General features: G+C 69.3%; 24 protein-coding genes and 1 rRNA gene. All 25 read right to left on the bottom strand.

Features of this window, described 5'->3' with window-relative positions:
- Positions 1 to 213 (bottom strand): 16S ribosomal RNA (locus NFR49_RS07090); the annotation flags it as partial.
- A gap of 314 nt (positions 214 to 527) precedes the next feature.
- Positions 528 to 1,916 (bottom strand): phosphohexomutase domain-containing protein, encoded by a 1,389-nt coding sequence (locus NFR49_RS07085; protein ID WP_251158899.1) that lies wholly within the window; start codon positions 1,914 to 1,916, stop codon positions 528 to 530.
- 34 nt (positions 1,917 to 1,950) lie between these two features.
- Positions 1,951 to 2,847 carry a UTP--glucose-1-phosphate uridylyltransferase gene (locus NFR49_RS07080; RefSeq protein WP_251158898.1) on the bottom strand — a complete coding sequence of 299 codons (897 nt, stop codon included), beginning with the start codon at positions 2,845 to 2,847 and terminating at the stop codon, positions 1,951 to 1,953.
- Between the two features lie 164 nt (positions 2,848 to 3,011).
- Positions 3,012 to 3,905 carry a hypothetical protein gene (locus tag NFR49_RS07075; RefSeq protein WP_251158897.1) on the bottom strand — a complete coding sequence of 298 codons (894 nt, stop codon included), beginning with the start codon at positions 3,903 to 3,905 and terminating at the stop codon, positions 3,012 to 3,014.
- Positions 3,898 to 4,290: a metal-dependent transcriptional regulator gene (locus NFR49_RS07070; RefSeq protein WP_251158954.1), complete on the bottom strand. Its 393-nt coding sequence runs from the start codon at positions 4,288 to 4,290 to the stop codon at positions 3,898 to 3,900. Before NFR49_RS07070 ends, NFR49_RS07075 begins: the two co-directional genes overlap by 8 nt.
- Before the next feature lie 55 nt (positions 4,291 to 4,345).
- Positions 4,346 to 5,617, bottom strand: coding sequence for a UDP-N-acetylglucosamine 1-carboxyvinyltransferase (gene murA / locus NFR49_RS07065; protein ID WP_251158896.1), 1,272 nt, complete (start codon positions 5,615 to 5,617; stop codon positions 4,346 to 4,348).
- 155 nt (positions 5,618 to 5,772) lie between these two features.
- On the bottom strand, positions 5,773 to 6,201 hold the full coding sequence (gene atpC / locus NFR49_RS07060; RefSeq protein ID WP_251158895.1) for an ATP synthase F1 subunit epsilon: 429 nt from the start codon (positions 6,199 to 6,201) through the stop codon (positions 5,773 to 5,775).
- Positions 6,202 to 6,210: 9 nt separating this feature from the next.
- Positions 6,211 to 7,695, bottom strand: coding sequence for a F0F1 ATP synthase subunit beta (gene atpD / locus NFR49_RS07055; protein ID WP_251158894.1), 1,485 nt, complete (start codon positions 7,693 to 7,695; stop codon positions 6,211 to 6,213).
- The gene (atpG, locus tag NFR49_RS07050) at positions 7,695 to 8,606 is read right to left on the bottom strand and encodes an ATP synthase F1 subunit gamma (protein WP_251158893.1); all 912 of its coding nucleotides are present in this window, start codon (positions 8,604 to 8,606) and stop codon (positions 7,695 to 7,697) included. The genes atpD and atpG overlap by 1 nt, the downstream gene beginning before the upstream one ends.
- 5 nt (positions 8,607 to 8,611) lie before the next feature.
- Positions 8,612 to 10,231: a F0F1 ATP synthase subunit alpha gene (gene atpA, locus NFR49_RS07045; protein WP_251158953.1), complete on the bottom strand. Its 1,620-nt coding sequence runs from the start codon at positions 10,229 to 10,231 to the stop codon at positions 8,612 to 8,614.
- 87 nt (positions 10,232 to 10,318) lie between these two features.
- Positions 10,319 to 10,783 carry a F0F1 ATP synthase subunit delta gene (locus tag NFR49_RS07040; RefSeq protein WP_251158892.1) on the bottom strand — a complete coding sequence of 155 codons (465 nt, stop codon included), beginning with the start codon at positions 10,781 to 10,783 and terminating at the stop codon, positions 10,319 to 10,321.
- Positions 10,770 to 11,378, bottom strand: coding sequence for a F0F1 ATP synthase subunit B (gene atpF, locus NFR49_RS07035; protein WP_251158891.1), 609 nt, complete (start codon positions 11,376 to 11,378; stop codon positions 10,770 to 10,772). Before atpF ends, NFR49_RS07040 begins: the two co-directional genes overlap by 14 nt.
- Positions 11,379 to 11,416: 38 nt before the next feature.
- Entirely contained in the window at positions 11,417 to 11,608 is a 192-nt protein-coding gene (atpE, locus tag NFR49_RS07030; protein ID WP_135978038.1) for an ATP synthase F0 subunit C, read from the bottom strand.
- Between the two features lie 89 nt (positions 11,609 to 11,697).
- Positions 11,698 to 12,498: a F0F1 ATP synthase subunit A gene (gene atpB, locus NFR49_RS07025; RefSeq protein ID WP_251158890.1), complete on the bottom strand. Its 801-nt coding sequence runs from the start codon at positions 12,496 to 12,498 to the stop codon at positions 11,698 to 11,700.
- A gap of 16 nt (positions 12,499 to 12,514) precedes the next feature.
- A complete protein-coding gene (locus tag NFR49_RS07020) occupies positions 12,515 to 12,790 on the bottom strand; it encodes a hypothetical protein (RefSeq protein WP_251158889.1) in 276 nt (91 codons plus the stop codon).
- Positions 12,791 to 12,970: 180 nt separating this feature from the next.
- The gene (locus tag NFR49_RS07015) at positions 12,971 to 13,420 is read right to left on the bottom strand and encodes an EamA family transporter (RefSeq protein ID WP_251158888.1); all 450 of its coding nucleotides are present in this window, start codon (positions 13,418 to 13,420) and stop codon (positions 12,971 to 12,973) included.
- Positions 13,421 to 13,541: 121 nt separating this feature from the next.
- Complete coding sequence (locus NFR49_RS07010) at positions 13,542 to 14,024, bottom strand: EamA family transporter (protein WP_135978034.1); 483 nt, start codon at positions 14,022 to 14,024, stop codon at positions 13,542 to 13,544.
- A 51-nt stretch (positions 14,025 to 14,075) separates the two neighbouring features.
- On the bottom strand, positions 14,076 to 14,567 hold the full coding sequence (locus NFR49_RS07005) for a hypothetical protein (protein ID WP_251158887.1): 492 nt from the start codon (positions 14,565 to 14,567) through the stop codon (positions 14,076 to 14,078).
- A 39-nt stretch (positions 14,568 to 14,606) separates the two neighbouring features.
- Positions 14,607 to 16,247, bottom strand: coding sequence for an amidohydrolase (locus NFR49_RS07000; RefSeq protein ID WP_251158886.1), 1,641 nt, complete (start codon positions 16,245 to 16,247; stop codon positions 14,607 to 14,609).
- Between the two features lie 118 nt (positions 16,248 to 16,365).
- Entirely contained in the window at positions 16,366 to 17,853 is a 1,488-nt protein-coding gene (locus NFR49_RS06995; protein ID WP_251158885.1) for a helix-turn-helix transcriptional regulator, read from the bottom strand.
- Between the two features lie 175 nt (positions 17,854 to 18,028).
- The gene (gene upp, locus NFR49_RS06990) at positions 18,029 to 18,676 is read right to left on the bottom strand and encodes a uracil phosphoribosyltransferase (RefSeq protein WP_135978030.1); all 648 of its coding nucleotides are present in this window, start codon (positions 18,674 to 18,676) and stop codon (positions 18,029 to 18,031) included.
- A 38-nt stretch (positions 18,677 to 18,714) separates the two neighbouring features.
- Entirely contained in the window at positions 18,715 to 19,155 is a 441-nt protein-coding gene (gene rpiB / locus NFR49_RS06985; protein ID WP_251158884.1) for a ribose 5-phosphate isomerase B, read from the bottom strand.
- Positions 19,156 to 19,406: 251 nt separating this feature from the next.
- Complete coding sequence (locus NFR49_RS06980) at positions 19,407 to 20,063, bottom strand: L-threonylcarbamoyladenylate synthase (protein ID WP_251158883.1); 657 nt, start codon at positions 20,061 to 20,063, stop codon at positions 19,407 to 19,409.
- On the bottom strand, positions 20,060 to 20,524 hold the full coding sequence (locus NFR49_RS06975) for a very short patch repair endonuclease (RefSeq protein WP_251158882.1): 465 nt from the start codon (positions 20,522 to 20,524) through the stop codon (positions 20,060 to 20,062). The genes NFR49_RS06980 and NFR49_RS06975 overlap by 4 nt, the downstream gene beginning before the upstream one ends.
- 5 nt (positions 20,525 to 20,529) lie before the next feature.
- On the bottom strand, positions 20,530 to 21,567 hold the full coding sequence (locus tag NFR49_RS06970) for a N5-glutamine methyltransferase family protein (RefSeq protein ID WP_251158881.1): 1,038 nt from the start codon (positions 21,565 to 21,567) through the stop codon (positions 20,530 to 20,532).
- Positions 21,568 to 21,626: the final 59 nt, after the last annotated feature.

Raw genomic sequence — 21,626 nt, 5'->3', positions numbered from 1 at the left:
GGCTTTCCCGGGCCGGCCATGCGGCCGGCCCGGAGTATCCGGTATTACCCACGGTTTCCCGAGGCTGTCCCGGTGGAGGGGGCAGGTTGCCCACGTGTTACTCAGCCGTTCGCCACTCTCGGCGGGGCCCGGAGGCCCCGCTTCCCGTTCGACTTGCATGTGTTAGGCGCGCCGCCAGCGTTCATCCTGAGCCAGGATCGAACTCTCCGTTCGGACACGCGGCGCCCGCTGGCGCCGCGGTGCGTGTCAGTGAGAGCCCGACCCGGCCGATGATCCGCCGATCGTCGGATCCACAAGGAAATGACAGGTTCGCTCGTTTCCCGGCGGGGTCTCCCCCGCCGCGAGGAACCATCCTTAATGGTCTGTCTCCCCGCGGCCCCCAAAGGCCGCGGTATCCGGTTCTCAAGGTCCGTCGCGCCGGGACCACCAGGCGGTGGGTGCCGCGGCGCGAGAAATGACTATACGCGGCGCCCGGGCCCCCGGGGTCGGGAATCGGCCCCTCCACATTCCCTACACATACGGGGCGGTCAGAGGGAGGTGACGTAGGATTTCGCCATGTCCAGGAGCTCGTCCCTGTCCGCGCGGTCGACCCCCTCGCCGTAGATGCGCACCAGCGGCTCGGACATGGACGGCCTGATGAAGAGCCAGGAGTCGTCGTCGAACTGGACCCGCAGGCCGTCGGCGTGGCTCACGGACACCGGCTTCTTGGCGCAGAGGCCCTCGGGGTTGGTCCCGGGGAGGAGGTTGCGGAGCACGGCGCAGCGGCCCGGGTCCATGCGGATCTCCCGGTGGCCGTACTCCATCGACCCGACCGCGCGGTCGAGGTTGGCCGCCATCTCCCGGAGGGAGACCCCCTCATAGGCCAGGAGCTCCACGAGGAGCAGCATGGTGACGAAGGCGTTCCGCTCGGGGTCGAGCGAGGGGACGCAGATCCCGCCGAGGCCGTCGCTCGTGGTGATGACGCCGCCCTGGCGGATCTCCTCGAAGGGCCAGGTGGGGCCGGGCGGCACGAGGGTGACGTCGCAGCCGAGCGACTCTGCCACCCGCCGGATGACGACGGAGGAGAACCGCGGGAGCACGATGCGGCCCGAGAGGCCCCGGTTCTTGATAAGGTGCATGAGCACGAGGGCGTGGAGCTTGGGAGCGGCCACGAGGTTGCCCCCGTCGTCGACGGCGGCGGCGCGGTTGGAGGGGCCGTCGATGGCGATGCCGAAGTCGACCTGGGTCTGGCCCGCCATGTACTCGAGGTCGTCGAGCCAGGGCTCCACCACCTCCGGGTGCGTGCCGCAGAAGTCGTCCACGGCGTCCCCATGGATCTCGACGACGCCCACGCCCAGGGAGCGGAGCAGGGTGGCGGCGTGGCCGCGCGCGGTGCCGTACATGGGGTCGAGGATGCAGTCGAGGCGGGCGTCGCGGATGCGGCGCGCGTCGACCAGGGAGGCCATGTGGGCGAGGAACGGCCCGACGCTCTCCTCGAGCGTGAAGGGCCCCTGCGCCTCGCCGAGCTCCTGCGACACGAGGTCCTCGATGGCGCCGGCCTCGTCGCGGCCGATGGCCGAGGAGTCGTTGTTGCGCACCCGGATACCGAGGTAGTCGGCATTGCGGTGGTCGGCCGTGAGCATGAGGGCACCGACGGCGGACGGGTCCGACCGGGTGGCGAGGTTGAGGGCGGGCATGGGGCACGGCCCGTCGGAGAGGCGGGCGTCGAGGCCCCAGGCCCCCACCGCGGCGGCAGCGGCGGCGGCGAGCTCCGGGGCATGGCGCCGGGTGTCGTAACCGATATGGACGGTGCCCCCGCCGCAGACATCGGCCCACCGGGCCGCGGCGGCGTCGGCGACACGCACGACGTTGGTCTCGTTCAGACCGTCGTCGTAGCGCGCGTACCATCCGTCGTTGTTGAAGCGTATGTAGCGCATGGGTGCCTCGTGGGAACGCCCTGGGTGGGATGGGTCAGGAGAGGGCCTGGTCGCCCAACGCCTCGAGGAAGGCCTCGCGCGTGGCCGGGTCGCGGAGCGCCATGCGGGCGGACGTGCCCACCCAGGCCGCGGGGGTGCCGGTGTCGCAGCCCTCGGCGGGGTCGACGACCAGGGCGTACATCTCCTCCTCCTCGAGCAGGCGCTCGAGGGCGTCGGTGAGCTGGATCTCCCCGCCGGCGCCCGGCCGCTGCGTCTGGAGCAGCTCCATGACCCGGGGCGAGAGGAGGTAGCGGCCGACGATGTAGAGGTTGGTGGGAGCGTCCTCGGGGGCGGGCTTCTCCACCATGCCGGAAAGGCGCAGCACCGAGCCGGGCTCCTCGAGGCCGAGCTCGCTGCCGTCGAGGGTGCCCACCTGTTCGCCGGCGACGATGCCGTAGCGGCTCACCTCGTCGTGGCTCACGGGGGCGGCGGCGATGACCGACGCGCCGCCGTGGGCGCAGGAGACCTCGGCCATGCGCACGCACATCTCGCGGTCGGGGACGAAGTAGTCGCCCAGCAGCACGAAGAAGGGCTCGTCGCCCACCTCGTCCTTGGCGCAGAGCACCGCATGGCCGAGGCCCAGGGGGTCGTCCTGGTACACGAAGCTCACCGGGAGCTCGCCGGACTCGCGGACGACGTCGGCGTACCGGTCCTTGCCACGCTCGCGGAGGTAGTCCTCGAGCTCGGGCTTGGGGCCGAAGTACTCCTCCAACTGAGGCTTGAGGTGCGAGTTGACGATGACGACGCCGTCGACTCCCTCGGGCTCGAGGGCCTCCTCGACCACGTACTGGATGACGGGCTTGTCCAGGACGGGGAGCAGCTCCTTGGGGTTGCTCTTGGTGGCCGGCAGGAAGCGGGTGCCGAGGCCTGCGGCCGGGATGATCGCCTTCATGGTTGCTCCTTGCTCGCAGCGCCCCGGAGGCGGTGCGACTGGGTTGGTTCAGTGGCGGCCGTCATGCTCAAACATGCAATGACCGACCATCCTTGATGCTACCTGCAACCCACAGGGGGCGCAGGCGTTTCATACAAACGACAGCACGCCGTCCGCAAGGGCGGTCACCCGCCGGCAGCCGCGAGGGAGGCCCAAAGGTCGGCGGCCGCCGCCAGGGACGCACCCCTCACTCCGAGAAGGCCCAGCCCCTCCACCGCCGGGAGGGGCCACTCCCGCGCCGGCTCCCCCGCCGGGACGTCGGCCACCACGGCGCCGGACACGCCGCAGCGGGAGGCGGCGGCACCGACCCGGCGGGCGACGGCGTCGAGGTCGCCCCAAGGGACGGAGGAGACCCCCGCGCAGCAGGCCCCGGAGGCGGCCAGGGCCGCGAGGGTGAGGGCGAGGAGCCGGTCGTCCGGGAGGGCGCCGTGGTCGGCGAGGGCGGCCACCGGGAGCCCGGCGGCCGAGGCCGCGCGCACGGCGCCGAAGCCCACGGCCCCGTTGGGGGCGTCCTCGAGGAGCACGCCGTGGAGGCCCGCCTCGACGAAGCCCGCGCAGAGGGCCCGCACGCCGTCGTTGAGGCGGCCGGGGTCGACGGCGCGTGACCCGGCAAGGCCCACCGCCCCCACGGCGAAGGGCACCGGCGCCCGGAGGGCCAGGTGCCCGGCGGCGCGCCCGACGGACCGGAGCTCCGCGGGGTCCGCCACCTCGTCGAGCAGGCGAACGAGGGGCGCGCGCGTGGCGGTGACGGCGGCCTCGGCGCCGCAGGCGACGTCGAGCGCCTGGGCGGCGGCCACAGTCTCGGGCTCGCAGAGGCACCACAGGCCGTCGGGGAGGTCGGCCCCCAAGGCACGGTCGAGGTCGCCCGAGAGGGTCACGGGGCGGCCGGACCCGCCGAGGCGGCCGGCGAACACCGCGGCGGAGGCCCGGTCGGCGTCGAGGGAGGCCTCGTCGACCCCCGTCTCGAGGAGCGCGGCCAGGGCCTGGGCGACGCTGAGGTCGCCGGCGTCCTCAGCCATCGATGTCACCGTCGACGACGGTCCCCTCGCGCTCCAGGTAGGCGAGGAGGCGGTCCATAGTGTCTTGGGAGAGGGCGTGCTCCATCTCGCAGGCCTCGCCGTCGGCCACGGCCGGGTCGACCCCGAGGTCGCCGGTCAGGAAGGCGCGCAGGGCGCGGTGGCAGCGCCAGAGCCGCGCCGCGTACCGGCGCCCCGGCTCGGTGAGGGCCACGCGGCCGTAGCGGTTCTGCTCCACGTAGCCGTGGTCCTTGAGGGTGGAGATGGCCTTGTTGACGCTGGCCTTGGACACGCCGAGGAGCTCGGCCACGTCCACGGAGCGCACGGAGTCGTCGTCGCGCTCGAGCATGATGCGCCAGACGGCCTCCAGGTAGTCCTCGTTGGCCATGGAGAGGGGTTTGGGCGGATTGACCTCAGGCACAGGATCGCTCCTTTCGGCGGCCTCAGTCCTCGTCGGGCACCGTGGTGCGGCGCACCCGCGCCCCGAGGGCCTGGAGCTTCTCGACGAAGCCCTCATAGCCGCGGTCGATGTGGTGGACGCCCGAGACGGTGGTGTAGCCGTCGGCCACGAGACCGGCCATGACGAGGGCCGCGCCGCCGCGGAGGTCGGGCGAGGTGACGGGCGCCCCCGAGAAGCCCTCGACGCCGTGGACGATGGCATGGTGCCCCTCGATGCGGATGTCGGCACCCATGCGGTTGAGCTCGGCGGCGAGCATGAAGCGGTTCTCGAAGACGTTCTCGGTGATGATGGAGTCGCCCTCGGCGTTGGCCAGGAGCGTCATGGTCTGGGCCTGCATGTCCGTGGGGAAGCCCGGGTACGGCAGGGTCTGGATGTCGGTGGGCCTGATGGGGCCCGTTCGCCAGACGCTGCACCCGCGCTCCTCGCGCTCGATGGTGAGGCCCATGAGCTCGTACTTGCGCAGCACGAGGCCGAGGTGCTGGGGGTCGAAGCCCGTGACACGCACGGGCTCGCCCACGAGGCCGCCCATGGCGATGAAGGTGCCGGCCTCGATGCGGTCGCCCACGACCTCGTGGGTCACGGGGTGGAGGTCGCCCACGCCCTCGATCTCCACCAGGGGTGTGCCCGCGCCGGTGATCTTGGCGCCCATCTCGTTGAGCATGTTGGCGAGGTCCACGATCTCGGGCTCGCGGGCGGCGTTGTCGATGACCGTGGTGCCCTTGGCGTGGACCGACGCCATCAGCAGGTTCTCGGTGGCGCCCACCGACGGGAACTCGAGGGTCACCGTGGTGCCCTGGAGGCCGTGCGGGGCGCTGGCGTAGATGTTGCCGTGGTCGACCTTGAACTCCACGCCCAGGGCCTCGAGGCCGAGCATGTGCATGTCGATCTTGCGGGCGCCGATGTTGCAGCCGCCGGGCATGGCCACCACGGCCTTGCCGAAGCGGGCGAGGAGCGGCCCGAGGACCGCCGTGGAGGCGCGCATCTTGGCCACGAGCTGGTAGGGCGTCACCCACGAGTCGACGTTCGTGGTGTCGATCCTGAGGTCGTGGGGGCCGAGGACCTCGACCTTGGCGCCGAGGCACTCGATGACCTTGCCCATGGTGTGGACGTCGGAGATGTTCGGGACGTTCGTGAGCTCGTTCACGCCGGGGGCCATGAGGGTGGCGGCCATGAGTTTGAGGGCCGAGTTCTTGGCCCCCTCCACCTGCACCTCGCCGGTGATGGGGTAACCGCCCTCTATCTGGATGACGTCCATGGTCTCCTCCCGTTCATGGTTCGGACGAACACGATTCTATGCGAGGCGCCCCTCCCCCGAAGAGTTAGCCGGGGCATCACGGGCCACGCACATAGGAAAAAAGCGGGGGCGACCAGGCCGCCCCCGCTGTGGTTGCACACAATGGACGGCGCGACCTAGCGCCCGCCCCAACGCTGCTCCTCGGCCAAGAGGAGGTCGCACCAGACGATCTTGGAGTCGAAGTACGCCCTGCGGGAGTCCCCCGCGGGAAGCTTGGAAAGCTCCTCCTCCGCCTCGGCCCGGGTGGCCGTGACCACCTTGGGGTCGATGTCGTCGACGTCGCGGGCGTGGTTGGCCAGCACGATGACCGTGTCGCCCGTGATCTCGGCGTAGCCGCCCGAGACCACCACGCGGCTCTGCGTGGCCCCCGTGTCGTCCGGCTCGTGCATGATGCGCACGATGCCGTCGCCGAGGGCGCAGATCTCGCGGGCGTGGCCCGGAAGGACGCCGAGCTCGCCCGACTTGGTGATCAGCACGATCGAGGTGGCCTCGCCCTCGTGCATGAGCTTGTCCGGACGCACGATCTGGTAGTCGATCTTGGCCATGGCGCCCCCTTACGCCTCCCCGTCCTTGAGCAGCTTCTCGTAGCGCTTGCGCACCTCGTCGATGGTGCCGGCGTAGCGGAAGCACTGCTCAGGGATGTCGTCGCAGTCGCCGTCGACGATGGCGGCGAAGGAGCGCACCGTGTCGGCCACGTGGACGTAGGTGCCGGGGTTGCCCGTGAACTGCTCGGCCACGTGGAACGACTGGGAGAGGAACTGCTGGATCTTGCGGGCACGCTGGACGGTCTTGCGCTGGTCCTCGGAGAGCTCGTCCATACCGAGGATGGCGATGATGTCCTGGAGGTCGGAGTAGGCCTGGAGCGCCTCCTGCACGGCCATGGCCACGCGGTAGTGCTCCTCGCCCACGACGGTCGCGTCGAGGGCGTCCGAGGAGGAGCCCAGCGGGTCGATGGCCGGGTAGATACCCAGGTCGGAGATGGAGCGCGACAGCACCGTCGTGGAGTCGAGGTGGGTGAAGGTCGTGGCGGGGGCCGGGTCCGTGAGGTCGTCGGCGGGCACGTAGACGGCCTGCACCGAGGTGATCGACCCCTCCTTGGTGGAGGCGATGCGCTCCTGGAGGTCGCCCATCTCGGTGGCCAGCGTGGGCTGGTAGCCCACGGCCGACGGCATGCGGCCGAGGAGCGCCGAGACCTCGGAGCCGGCCTGGGAGAAGCGGAAGATGTTGTCGATGAAGAGCAGCACGTCCTGGCCCTGGTCGCGGAAGTACTCGGCCTCGGTCAGGCCGGCGAGGGCCACGCGCAGGCGGGCTCCCGGCGGCTCGTTCATCTGGCCGTAGACCAGGCAGGTGCGGTCGATGACGCCCGACTCGCTCATCTCGAGGTAGAGGTCGGTACCCTCGCGGGTGCGCTCGCCGACGCCGGTGAACACCGAGGTGCCGCCGTGCTCCATGGCGAGGTTGTTGATGAGCTCCTGGATGAGCACCGTCTTGCCCACGCCGGCGCCGCCGAACAGGCCGGTCTTGCCGCCGCGGATGTAGGGCTCGAGCAGGTCGATGGCCTTGATGCCGGTCTCGAAGATCTCGACCGAGGTGGTGAGGTCGTCGAAGCGCGGGGCGGCGTGGTGGATGGGGTAGTACTGGATGTCGTCGGGCATGCCCTTGCCGTCCACGGGCTCGCCGAGCACGTTCCACACGCGACCCAGGGTGGCGTTGCCGACGGGCATCTGCATGGGCTTGCCGGTGTCGATGACGTGGAGGCCGCGCTGCATGCCGTCGGTGGAGCTCATGGCCACGGTGCGGACGATGCCGCCGGGGAGTTGGCTCTCAACCTCGAGCACCGTGTGGATGTGCCCGAAGGGGGTGTCGGCGTCCACGATCAGGGCCGTGTAGATGGCCGGGATGTGCTCCTCGAACTTGACGTCGACGACGGGGCCCACGATGCGGACGATGACGCCCTTCTCGGCGTCGGACTCGTGCTTGATCGAGGTCTTGAGGACCTTGTCCAGATCGAGCGACGAGAGCTTGGTCGCTTCTGCCATTACTTCTCCTCCAATGCGGCTGCTCCGCCGACGATCTCGTTGAGCTCCGTGGTGATGGAGCTCTGGCGGATGCGGTTGTACTCGCGGCTCAGCGTCGAGATGATCTCGCTCGCGTTCTCGGTGGCCGCCTGCATGGCCCGGCGACGCGCACCGTGCTCGGCGGCGGCGGAGTCGATGAGGGCGTGATAGATGACGGTTCGGACGTAGCTGGGGATGAGGTAGCCCAGCACCTCCGAGGGGGCAGGGTCGAACTCGAAGTCGTTGGCCTCGGCCTTGACCGACGAGAGGGCCTCCTGCTCGCGGGGGGCGTTGGGGAGGCGCAGGGTCTCGCGGGTCACGGGGAGCAGGTCCTCGACGGTGAGGGTCTGCTCGACGCGGCTCTTGGCGTGCTGGTAGCAGATCTCGACGCGGTCCAGGCGCCCGGAGACGAAGCCGTCCATGACGTAGCTGGCGATCTGGTTGGCCTCCACCAGGGTGGGCTCGGCCGAGATGCCGGTGAACGACAGGATGGGCTTGCGGCCGCGGGAGGAGAAGTACTCCGTGGGCTTGGTGCCGCAGCAGATGAGCTCGACCTCGACGCCCTGCTCGGCCCACTCGCGGATGCGGCGCTCCACCGCGCGCTCCACCTGCACGTTGAAGCCGCCCGCGAGCCCGCGGTCGGAGGCGACGCAGATGATGAGCGCACGGCGGACGCCGGGGTGCTCCTGGAGCAGGGGCTGGTCGTCGGCACCGCCCGCGGCCGCCACGCTGGCGAGCATGGTGGTCATGGCGTCCTTGTAGGGCGCGCCGTCGGCGGCGCGCTGCAGGGCCCGCATGATCTTGGTGGTGGAGACCATCTCCATCGTGTGGGTGATCTGCTTGGTGCTGGTGACCGAGCGGATGCGGCGCTTGATGTCTCGAAGGTTGGCCATGGCCCTTAGTCTTCCTCTGCCACGGATGCGGCGGAGTCCTCGAGCGTCGTGGCCACGCCGGCGGACTCGACGGCGTCCTCCTCGAGCTGCTCGCGGTCGGCACCGCGCAGCGCGGCCTTGCGACCGGCCACGAACTGCTTCTTGAAGGTGCGGCAGGCACCCTTGAGCTCCTCGGCGGTCTCATCGGAGATGCGACCCTCGCGGATCTTCTCGCGCAGGGCGACGCGGCTCGCCTTCATGTAGTCGACGAACCCGTCGCGGAAGGCGATGACCTCGTCCAGGGGGATGTCGTCGAGGAAGCCGTTGTTGCCGGCGAAGATCACAGCCACCTGGTCCACCACGTCGAGGGCCGAGAAGCGCTTCTGACGCAGGATCTCGGTCATGTGGGCGCCGCGGTTGAGCTGCGCCTGGGTGGAGCGGTCGAGGTCGCTGCCAAACTGAGAGAAGCTCTGAAGCTCGGCGTAGCTGGCGAGGTCGAGGCGCAGGTTGCCGGCCACCTGCTTCATGGCCTTGATCTGCGCGCCGCCGCCCACGCGGGACACGGAGATACCCACGTCGACCGCGGGGCGCTGGCCCTGGAGGAACAGGTTGGACTGCAGGTAGATCTGACCGTCGGTGATCGAGATCACGTTGGTGGGGATGTACGCGGAGACGTCGCCCTCCTGCGTCTCGATGATGGGGAGTGCCGTGAGCGAGCCGGAGCCGTGGGCGGCATCGAGCTTGCAGGCGCGCTCCAGCAGGCGGGAGTGCAGGTAGAAGATGTCGCCGGGGTAGGCCTCGCGTCCGGGCGGACGGTGCAGCGTCAGGGACATCTGGCGGTAGGCCACGGCCTGCTTGGAGAGGTCGTCGTAGACCACGAGCACGGCGCGGCCGGGGTTGTCCTCGTTGGCGGGCTTGCCGTCGGCGCCGTTGTACATGAAGTACTCGCCGATGGCGGCGCCCGACATCGGAGCGATGTACTGCAGCGGCGCGGAGTCGGAGGCGGTTGCGGCCACGATGATGGTCTTGTCGAGCACGCCGTGGCTCTCCAGCGTCTGGCGGATGGTGGCCACCGTGGAGGCCTTCTGGCCGATGGCGACGTAGATGCAGATCATGTCGCTGTCGGCCTGGTTGATGATGGTGTCGACGGCGATGGCGGTCTTGCCCGTCTTGCGGTCGCCGATGATGAGCTCGCGCTGGCCCCTGCCCACGGGGATCATGGCGTCGATGGCCATGAGGCCCGTCTGCACGGGCTCGCACACGGGGGTGCGGGCCATGATGCCGGGGGCCTTGAACTCGACGGGGCGGCGCGCCACGGTCTCCATGGGGCCGAGGCCGTCGATGGCCTCGCCGAGGGGGTTGACCACGCGGCCGAGCATGGCCGGGCCCACCGGGATGTCCATGACGCGACCGGTGGTGCGACACTCGTCGCCCTCGCGGATGGCCTCGACGTTGCCGAAGAGCACCGCACCGACCTCGTCCTGGTCCAGGTTCTGGGCCAGGCCGTAGACGTGCTCGCCCGTGAGCGCGCTGGTGAAGTCCAGGAGCTCGCCAGCCATGGCGCTCCGGAGGCCGCTGACGCGGGCGACGCCGTCGCCGATCTCGATGACCTTCGACACGTCCTGGGTGTCGATGGCGGCCGTCATCGCGTCGAGCTTGCCCCGCAGGATGCTCGCTATGGTATCGGCGTTGATGGCCGTGCCGTCGTTTTGAGACTTCTCGTCAGCCACGCCCTACTCGCCTCCCTTTGCCTTGAGCACCCTGCGAGCGTTCTCAAGCTGGGTGCGAACCGATGCGTCGCGGCGCTCGCCGCGCGCGTTGAAGATGATGCCCCCGATGATGGACGGGTCGACGTGCTCCACCACGAAGACGGGCTTGTCGTACTCCATGGTGAGGAACTGCTCGACCTCCGCGCGGAGGTTGTCGTCCAAGGGGATGGCGGTGGTCACGTCGACGGCCACCACGTCGACCTCTGCATGGAAGAGGGCCGAGTAGCGCTGGGCGATCTCGGGGAGCAGCTGCTCGTCGCCGCGCTCGAGGATCACCTTGAGGGTGTCCGACAGCTCGCCCAGGGCGTCGGCAAGGCCGTCGAGGGCCCTGAGGTCGCGCTTCTCGCGCCCCTCGGCCTTGGCCGCCTCGAGCAGCGTCCGGGCATAGGTCTCGACCTTGTCCTTCTCCATGCGGCTACTGGTTGCCATCGGCGTCTCCGGCTTCTGCCAAGGACCGCTCGATCAGGCGCTTCTGGGTCTCGGCGTCGAGGTTCTCACCGATGATCTTGCCGGCGAGGTCGACGGCGAGGTCGGCGGCCTGGTCGACGAGCTCGGCCATGGCGGCGTGGCGCTCGGCCTCGATGCCGTCGCGGGCCTTGTCCTGGATCCGCTTGGCGTCGATGTTGGCCTGCTTGATGATGGCGTCCTTGGACGCCTCGGCGTTCTTCTTGGCCTCAGCGACGATCTCGTCGGCCTGGGCCTGGGCGTCGTCGATGGTGGCCTCGGCCTTCTTGAGGGCCTTGGCGGCGTCGACCTTTGCCTGCTCGGAGGCGTCGAGGTTGTCCTGGATGGCCTTCTGACGGGCGTCGAGGGTCTTGATGACGCTCGGCCACACCAGCTTGGCGAGCACCGCCCAGATGACGACGAAGGCGATCAGGGCCGGGATGAACTCGGCCGGCTTGGGGATCAGGATGTCGAACGCCGAGGCCGCGAAGGCGGGGGTGGGCACCGTCAGGGCGAAAGCAACGGCTCCCGCCGCCGTGACGGCGAGGCAGCGCACCCGCCCTTGCTGGGACTTGTTCATGTCACAAACCTCCAACGTGATGGGTCTGACCGTTTGGATTAGGCCAGCAGGGAGACGACGAAGCCGATGAGGGCGAGCGCCTCGACGAAGGCGGAGGCCAGGATGAAGACGGTGAACAGACGACCCTGGACCTCGGGCTGACGCGCCATGGACGTGGTCGCTCCGTAAGCCGCGATGCCGATGCCAAGGCCGGCGCCGATAACACCAATTCCGTAACCGATGACTCCCACGATTCCTCCTTCTGACGGTCCGACCTCGGACTCGTTCCCACTGGGGTCTTATCTATGCACAGGCGGCCGGGCCGCCATGATGCCTTGGTCTACTCGTCCTCCTCGGCGAGCTGCACGTAGACGGCCGTGAGCAGCGAGAAGACGTAGGCCTGGATGCAGGCCACGAGGATCTCCACGGCGTAGATGGCGATGAGCACGAGCAGCCAGAGCAGCGAGATGCCGGCGCCCGTGAAGGCCTCGAGGGTCACACCCTGGGCAAAGCGGGCGATGAAGAGCGAGGCGAGGATGGCGAAGGTGCCCATGACCACGTGGCCGGCGAACATGTTGCAGAACAGACGGACGGCCAGGGTGATCAGGCGAAGGAACGTCGAGAAGAGCTCGATGACCCAGACGAGCCAGTCCATGGGGAAGGGCACGCCCTTGGGCTTGAGGCTCTTGATGTAGCCCCAGCCGCCGTCCTTCTTGACGCCTACGTAGATGAAGTAGATGAACGAGATCAGGGCCAGGGCGAAGGTGACGCCGATAGTGCCCGTGCCGGGGTGCATGCCCGGGATCACGCCCATGAGGTTGTTGATGAGAATGAAGAAGAACACCGTGGCGATGAAGGGGAAGTGCTGGCGCCAGGTGGAGTGCAGGATGTCCTCGACGAGGTCCTTGCGGGCGAACTCGATGACGTACTCGACGCCGTTGACGAAGCGGCCCTGGGGCACGAGGCTGGCGGCCTGCTTCTTCTTGAAGATGAAGAGGACCACGCAGAGAATCGCGATGGCGGCGAACATGAACACCGTGTACTGGGTGATGCCGAAGTTGAGATTGCCCGCCACGGGCTGGGCTATGAAACTGTCGACAAGCTCGTTGACCGCCTCAGGCAGCTTCTCGAACTCTTCCACGTCTCCTCCTTCTGCGTTAGCGCCAGTGGCTCATCCAGCGCCAAGCCTTGTACGCCTCTACCCCCCACGCCCCAAGAAACACGGTCACCATGACCGAGGCGAAGGCGGCGAAGCGGGTCGTTGCGGCCCCGTACGCCCATCCGAGGACGGCCGTGAGCACCGTCGCCGAGAGGACGGTTGCCGCGAGGCCGGCCGCGACCGGTACGCGCCTGCCCCTCCGAGCCATCCGGGCGAGCGCGAGACCCGGCAGCGCCCCCAACAGGCCGAGGAGGGCGCCGACCATGAGCGTCATAGGCACCGTGTTCCCCTGCCTGGCGACAGAGCCGCCGAAATCCGAGTTTGTATCGTAGTCTTCCCCACATCCACCCGCTTCTAGAAGATGCTGCTCACGACTATATATGAAGCCTTCGTGAACGCCTTCTTCCTTTTTTTCAGAAACCCGTCGCAACGGCCCGTCCCCGGTGGCGCCCGGTCACATGCCCACCAGCACCACCCCCGCCACGGAGAGCAGTATCCCCGCCACACGCCGGGCCGTGAGACGCTCCCCGTAGAACAGGCTCCCCACAAGGGCAAGGACGCATCCGAGCACCACGAAGAGCACGAGCATCCCCACGGAGAGGTCCCAGCCGACGCGGAACATGGCCAACGTGGCCACATCCATGCAGAGCAGGCAGGCCCCGAAGACCGGGGCGGTCCAGGTGGCCTTGGACCACTCGCCCCGGAGCGTGCGCCTCGACCCACCGGCACCGCGCCGTGTGAGGAAGAAGAGGGCCACGGCGCAGGCCGTGCAGACGCCGTAGGTGAGGCAGAGCGACGAGAACGCATCGACTTCCGGAGGGGTGAGCTTCTGGATCACCGAGTAGGGAACCTTGGCCCCGACCATGAGCAGGACGGGGGCGAATCGAGCGGCAAACGGTCCCATGGCACCGTCCTTTGCTGAGTCACGCGCCCCGGCCCGCGCCGGGGCGGATACTGGCAGCGACCCCTCGGTCGGGCGCCCGGCCACATGGCCGGCCGGGCGCCCCGAGGGACGGCCGGCGGGCTCAGATGCCCAGACCCACCAGCACCACGCCAACCAGGGAGATGAGGATCCCGATGACCCGCTTGGGCGTGAGGGTCTCCTTGTAGAAGACGCGGCCCACCAGGACGAGCACGACGGCCAGTATCACGTAGGCGAGGAGGATGCCCACGGACAGGTCCCAGCCCACGCGGAACATGAGGATGGTCGAGAGCTCGAGGCAGACCAGGCAGGCACCCAGGGCGGGGGCGGTCCAGTTGGCCTTCCTGGCCTCCTGGATGTAGTTCTTGTTCTTGCTTGTGATAAAGAACATTATCATTGCGTAGGCGATGCAGACCACGTAGGTGAGGGAGACGGAGGCATAGGTGTCCACATCCTCCGGGGTGACCTTGGCCGTGACGGTGTAGGCCAGGTTCGAGCCGATCATGAGCAGCACCGGTATCCACTTCACCAACGCGCCCATCTTCTTCGTCGGCGCCTCGGGCGCAGACTGGATGTTCTCGGCCATGGGGGCTCCTTTACGACGTCGGGTTACTTCGATGCGATCCTGCGGGCCAGGCTAGGCGGGGTCCACGGGCTCCTCCAGGGAGACGGACGGCTCGCCGTCGGCGCCCTTCTCGGGGGCGTTGACCACATAGAGGCCCAGGGCGCAGATCACGATGCCCACGGCCTTGACGATGGTCATCGCCTCCCCGAAGGCCGCCACGCCCACCACCACGGTCATGAGCGAGACGCCGATGTTGGCGATGAGGCTGCCGATGGAGACGTCCCAGCCGGCGCGGTAGAGCAGGATCAGGGAGAGGTCGATGAAGACGATGCAGATACCCAGGGCGTAACTGGCCCAGTTGGCCTGGGCGAACGCCTCGAAGATGTTGCCGCCGGGGTTGTTCACGAAGAACAGCACCACGCAGAGCACGAGGCCCACGCCATAGGAGATCGAGAGGGACGCGAAGGAGTTGACGTCTTCCGGCGTTCCCTTGCCGGCGATGTTGTAGACGGTGTTGCCGAAGACGTTGAGGAGCAACGGGGCGATGAAGATGAGCATCTCCATGGGGCTCTCCTTACATAGGGGGAACGGGACCGGGCCGCTTTAGCGCTCGTACACCACCTCCCCGTCGAAGACCGTGAGCTCCACCTCTGCGCCCAGCAGACCCTCGGGCGTCAGGTCGAAGAGGTTCTCGTGCCAGACCACCAGGTCGGCGAGCTTGCCGGCCTCGAGGGTGCCCAGCTCCTCCTCGCGGCCCACCTTGTAGGCGCCGCCGTAGGTGTAGATGGACAGGGCGTCGGAAAGGGTGATCTTCTGCTCGGGGTTCCAGCCGGCGGCGGGCAGGCCGTCGGGGAACCGCCGGGCCACGGCGCGGTTGAGGCCGATGCGCGGGTCGACGGTGACCACGGGGAAGTCGGTGCCGAAGGCCATGGGGCACCCGTTGTCCAACATGGACTTGAAGGCCCAGAGGTACTTGGCGCGCCGCTGGCCGATGCAGCCGCGGTACTCGTCGTCGTCCAGGGAGTCCACCAGGGTGAGGTGGGGCGGCTGCACGGAGCAGACGATGCCCAGCTCGCCCATGCGTGCCCAGTCCGCGGGGTCGCTCATGTCCAGGTGCTCCACGGAGAGGCGGGAGTCCGTGGGTCCGTTGGCCTCGATGGCCTCCTGGTAGAGGTCGACGGCGTGGCGGACGGCGCCGTCGCCCACGCAATGGAGCTGGATGTTGAACCCCTGGGCCTGGTACTCCAGGATGCGCTCCCGGGCCTCGTCCAGGTCCATGGCGAGCCACACCCTGTCGACCTCCGGGTCGTCGGTGTAGGCGTCGATCAGGTAGCCGGTGTGGGTGGTGACGATGCCGTCGATAAACTCCTTCACGCCGGTGTAATACATGCGCCCGGCCTTGTCGTGGAAGCGCTCGCGGAGGCCCTGGGCCTTCTCGATGGGGTCGAGCATCTCGGTGGCGAAGTTGTAGCGGAAGTTGAGGGCGCCCTCGTTCTCGAGGCGCTCCACCAGGTCGATGTTGCCGATGTCGATGGCGTCCAAGGGCAGCATGTCGGTCACCGCGGTGATGCCGTAGGAGGAGAAGAGCCCGGAGACGTCGCGCAGGGCGCTCTCCTGCTTGTGCTCCGGCAGTAGGCCGTTGGCCTGCTCCTCCACCACGGCCTTGGCGCGCTCGCCGAGATACCCGGAGAGGCTGCCGTCCTCCTCGCGCCCGAAGGAGCCGAAGGGGCTGTCTTCCACGCCGGCGTCCAGGCCGCAGAGCTCCAGGGCCTTGGTGTTGCACCACCCGCCGTGGAGGTCGCTGTCGTTCACGAAGACCGGGCGGTCCGGGAAGTAGCGGTCCAGGCTGTGGCGGCTGGGGGGCTTGGGGTCGTCCCATGCCAGGTAGCAGAAGCCCCAGGCCCGCAGCCACTCGTCGTCGGCGTACTCGTCGCGGTGCTCCTCGAACCACTCAGCCAGCCGCGCCGCCGCCTCCTCCTCGCTCCTGGCCCCCGTGAGGAAGCACTCGCGCTCGGAGGTGCAACCCATGAGCAGGTGCATATGGGAGTCGTGGAGCCCCGCGGTGATCAGCCGGTCGCCGCAGTCGCGTACGTCGGTGCCCTCGCCGGCCAGGGCCAGCACCTGGTCGGCGGTGCCCACCCGCAGGATGCGGTTGCCGTCGAGGGCCACGCCGCCGGAGACCATGCCACGACCGGTCCCCGTGAAGACGTTGGTGCTCAGAAACACTCGGGTAGCCTTGCTCATCCTTGCTCCCTCCATCCTGCCCGGCCCGGTGCCGTGGCGTTTGATGGGTCGAAAGTAAGGTTTTATGCAGCTACCGGTAAATCACCTTGGGACGTGATTTCCGCTGGTCGTAGCGGTGTCACCCCTCCAGGGTGATGTCACCCTGAAAGGAGTGAGTGGACTCTGGCGAGGCGACCGGGGAGCTTTTCTCGGCAAGGTCGATCAGCTCCTGCTGGCTGTGGCAACCCAGTTTGGCGTAGATGTGGCGCACATGGGTCTTGACCGTGTTGCGGGAGATCACCAAGGCCTCCTCCATGCGCGCCGTGCCGTAGCCCTTGACCAGGAGCCCCAGCACCTCGCTCTCGCGCGGGGTGAGGCAGTACTCCTCGGCCAGGGCGGCACAGGCGCCCCGGAGGTCCACCGCCGGCGCCGGGACCACGACGGGGACGGGGACGCCGTCGGGCGCCGGGTCCTCGATCTCTGCCACGGCGCGGTTGAGGGAGAACCCGCGCTGGGCCAGGACGATGAAGGCCACGAAGGCGCAGGCGATGGTCACGGTGAGGAGGTAGGCGGCGTTCTCGCTGAAGGTGGCCACGAGCTGCACGCCCCCGTGGACCTCGCTGCCCAAGAGGATGCCCAGGAGCGAGGCGGCGTTGGCCAGGGCCACCAGGGCGATGCCACCGCTCCGGCTGCGGGCGGCCATGCCGGCGTAGAGAACGACCTCCACGTAATAGACGAGAAGCGCCCCGGCCTTGAGGGCCGCGGCCTGGAGGCCGGCGAACGACCCCACGCCGGGGTGCGAGACAAACATGCCGAAGAGCACGATGATGCCGGCCACCTTGTAGACCAGGTCCAGGTCCTGGCTGCGCCAGGTCGCCGCCACCCACACCAGGGCGAAGACGGCCATGACCACGAGGAAGAGCGGCATGGTGGCATGGGCGTCGTAGCCCAACGAGTAGCCGAAGGCGCTCATGAGCACCACGATGCTCACAAAGAGCAGGTTGGTGAGGGAGGGCAGCACCCCGGGGCGGGTGACGGAGACGTCGGCCAGGGGCGGCGCCGCAGCGGCGGCGGCAAGACGGCGCCGGGTGGAGGGGGCGGCCACGACCACCGCCACGGGGCCGGCGAGCCCGTAACAGGCCAGGGGCACGGCCAGAGGGAGGTACTGCATGAGGGCCGTGCCGCCGTAGGCCACCAGCGCCGCAACGCCGGCATGGGCGCAGATGGCCCGAAGCCGCAGCTCCCCCAGGGTCAGGCAGGCGACCACGAGGGCCCACTCGAAGCCCACGTCCACAAGGACGCTCCCCAGATAGTAGAGGGGGCCCGGGGCGCCCACGGACTCCAGGGCCACGAAGGCGCCGGCAAGGCTGCAGGTGACGGCGCAACCGTTGAACCAGTCGTTGTCCAGAACGTCGGGGCGCCGCGACGCCAACAGGCCGATAAGGGCCAGAAAGCCGACGCCGCCCACCGTCGTCACCTCGAACGTGAGGGGATGCAGGCCGTTGCTTACGGGAAGGACGAAATCGTCCAGCACGAAGGTGTAGAGAAACACCATGAGGGCGCAGAGGAAGGCTCTTTTGTCCCAAGTCGGTGCAGGGTCCGCGCTGGTGACCTTGCCGTGGGGCATCGTCTTACCTCCAAGTGTCCAAAAGGCAATGGGCTGTCGGGCAGGAACGGGGAGCACCCCGCCCCGGCGTCCCCCTCGGCCGACCCGCGGCCCGGGAAGACGGTAGGTGGCCGGGTCGCATGGCGCGGCCCGGCCACCTCAAGACCTGGGACTCCGTCGGCTACGCGCTACTTCGTTACTTCGTGCCGAAGATGCGGTCGCCGGCGTCGCCGAGGCCCGGCAGGATGTAGGCGTGGTCGTTGAGCTCGCGGTCGATGGCGCAGGTGTAGATGCGCACGTCGGGATCGTGCTCGAGCACGGCGGCCAGGCCCTCGGGGGCCGAGACCAGGACGAGCAGGCGCACGTCGGAGACGCCGGCACGACGGAGGTAGTCGATGGCGGCGTTGGCCGAGCCGCCCGTGGCCAGCATGGGGTCCACGAGGAGGCAGGTGCGGTTCTCCACGTCGGCGGGCAGCTTGCAGTAGTACTCGTGGGGCTCGTGGGTCTCGGGGTCGCGGTACATGCCCACGTGGCCCACGCGGGCGGAGGGCACGAGCTCGAGCAGGCCGTCCACCATGCCCAGGCCGGCGCGCAGGATCGGCACGATGGCCACCTTCTTGCCCGAGAGCTCCATGCAGGTGCACCGCTCGAGCGGGGTCTCGACGACGACCTCCTCAAGCGGGAAGTCACGGGTGGCCTCGTAGCCCTCGAACAGGGCGAGCTCGCGGACGAGCTCGCGGAACTGCTTGGTGCTCGTGTCCTTGTCGCGCAGGATGGCCACCTTGTGCTGCACCAGGGGATGGTCGACCAAGGTGACGCGGCTCTCGTCGTACTGCACCGTCATCTTCTGACGTCCTTTCTCTCGCTCGCCGGTCTTCGGGCTCAGCGCTCGTCCTCTCGCATCATCTTCTCGACGCGCGTCGCATGACGCCCGCCGCCGAATTCCTGGGTGAGGAAGATCCTCACGATCTCGTCGTTGGTGACGGGGTCCACGAAGCGCCCCGAGAGGCAGATGACGTTGGCGTCGTTGTGCTCCCGGCAGAGCTCGGCGAAACCCGGGGTCTGGACGGCGACGGCACGCACGCCCGGGACCTTGTCGGCCGTCATGGCCATGCCGAGGCCGGTGCCGCAGATCAGCACGCCGCGGTCGTACTCGCCCTCGGCGACCCCCCAGGCCACCTTGTGCGCGAAGTCGGGGTAGTCGACGCGGTCGTCGGTGGCGGGGCCGAGGTCGACGGCCTCGTGACCCAGGGACTGGATATAGTTCACGACCTGCGATTTCTGGCAAAAGCCGGCGTGGTCTGACGCAACGGCTACACGCATGGGTCCTCCTCGGGAGTCGGGTACACGCCCCTCCCAGTCTAGTGGTTTGGGCGCCGTTGGGGACCCCCGGCGGCAGACGGCCGGCGGGGCGCTGCGTTAGAAACCGGGGTCTCCGACAAGGCCGGGAGAAAGAACCGGAGGAAGATCGCGATCGCCCTCCGGCCGGAACGTTGGAAATCGCGATCCCCAACGGATGGGGCGCCCCGTCCCCGAGGAGAACCGTCCCGAGATCGAGATCTCCGACAACGCCCCTAGGCCAGGCCGCCGGCGGCGAGGACGTCGTCCAGCGTGACCGAGCCCTCGCGCAGGATGCGGGGGGCCGCGCCCGTGGCGTCCACGATGGTGGAGGCGGTGCCCACGGGGCACGCGCCACCGTCCACCACGACGTCCGCCTGCGCCACGATGGCCCCCTCGAGCTCGTCGAAGCTCGCGGGGCTCGGAGCGCCGTGGGTGTTCGCGCTGGTCATGGCCAGGGGCGCACCCACGCGGGCGATGACCTCGCGTACGAGCGGGGCGTCCGGGACGCGCAGGGCCACGGTGCCGTCGGCCGCCCTGTACTCGTCGGGCAGCTCGCCGGACGCGCGCACGACGAAGGTGAGGGCCCCGGGCCAGAGCTCCCGGGCGGCCCGGGACGCCCACCCGGGGACGCCCTCGCCGTAGACCTCGAGGTCCTCGGGGCTGCCGATGAGCAGCGGGAGCGTCTGCGAGCGGTCGCGCCCCTTGATGGCGAACACGCGCCCGTGACCGGGGTTGCCCGCCACCGCCAGGGCACCGATCCCGTACACGGAGTCCGTGGGGAGCACCGCCACGCCGCGGCCGGGGCCGAGCACCCCCGCGAGCCTCTCGAGGACCTCCCCGGGCACCGGGCACCCCCCAGCGACCCTCACCGTGTTCCCAGGTTCGCTCATGACCCCTCCTCCAAACGGCCCTTGATGGGCTTTCCCAGCTCGCGGGACAGCTGCGGGAGCAGCTCGTCCATGGTCTTTCCCACCGTCTTCTTCTTGAGCTGGCACTCCCACACCACGTGGACCGTCCAGCCGTCCGCCTCCAGCGTCTCTATGTTCCGGCGGTCGCGCTCCACGTTGCGGCGGAACTTCTCGGCCCAGAACTCGGCGTGGGTGGCCGGCGTGGATGGGTGGCAGTGGGGGCAGCGGTGCCAGAAGCAGCCGTTGACCATGACGGCCACGCGTTTGCCGGGCCAGGCGACGTCGGGCCTGCCGGCCACGTGCCAGTGGAGGCGGTAACCGGTGAGGCCGGCCTCGCGGAGGTGGGCGCGCACGAGCAGCTCGGGCTTGGTGTTCTTGCCCCGGTTGCCCTGCATGGAATGGCGGACGGCCTCGCTCGAGGCCGGCGGGATGCCCGAGGCCACGGCCGTCAGCCCTCCCGCACGGCCACGAGCACCCGCGGCCTTCCGGCGAGGTCGTCCCGCGCCTCCACGGAGGCCCAGCCGCCCTGGGCGCGCACGAGGGCGCAGGCGTCGTCGAGGGACTCCTCGAAGAGCTCGACGCAGAGCATACCGCCGGGGGCCAGCCACGCGGGGGCGCCCTCCAGAAGCCGGCGGAAGATGTCGAGCCCGTCGGGGCCGCCGTCGAGGGCGAGGCCCGGCTCGAAGCCCACCACCTCGTCGGGCAGGGTGGGCACCACGGCGCTGGGGATGTAGGGCGGGTTGGAGACGACGACGTCCAGGGTGCCCATGAGCTCCTCGGGAAGGGCCCCGTAGAGGTCGCCCTCGGCCACGGCCACGCGGTCCCCGAGCCCCAGGGCGTCGCGGTTGCGCACAGTCAGGGCCACGGCGGCCGGCGAGAGGTCACCCGCCCAGACGGCGCTGGCCTCGGTCTCCCCGGCGATGGAGAGCGCGATGCAGCCGGTGCCGCAGCAGATGTCGGCCACGCGGACCCAGGAGTCCGGCACCGTGGCGGGGTCCGGGCCGGCGGGGGCGCCCTCGGTATGTGCGGGGTCGCCCTCGGGGGCGTCGCCGGTCTCAGGGACATCGCCGGCGTCGGGGGCGTCCTTCTCAGGAGCGGTCTCCTCGGGCTCGGGTTCCGGCTCGGGCCTGCGGGCACGGGCGGCCGCGACGCCCTCCAGGGCGGCGTCCACCAGCACCTCGGTCTCAGGCCGGGGGATGAGCACGCCTCGTTCGCAGTGGATCACGATGTGGCGGAAGGGCATCTCCCCGGTGACGTACTGGAGCGGCTCGCCTGCACGGCGGCGCTGGATGGCCGCCCGCATGGCGGCGAGCTCGGCCGGCTCCAGCGGTTGGTCGTAGTCCAGGTAGAGCTGCACCCGCGACTTGCCCGTCACGGCCGAGAGCAGCCACTCCGCCGAGAGGCGCGGGTGCTCGTCGCCGTGGCGCTCGAGGTCGCCCCGGGTCCAGTCGATGACCCGCTTGATGGTCCACGCATTGCTTTCCATAGCCGCCAATCGCCGCCGTACGATGCCCGTACATGATAGCGCGGGAGAACCCCCTCACA

Origin of the sequence: Caniella muris, from assembly GCF_943193035.1 — a bacterium.
GTDB classification, from domain to species: Bacteria; Actinomycetota; Coriobacteriia; order Coriobacteriales; family Atopobiaceae; genus Granulimonas; species Granulimonas faecalis.
The sequence above is the reverse complement of the archived record's forward strand: the minus strand, read 5'-3'. Positions and strand labels throughout refer to the sequence as shown.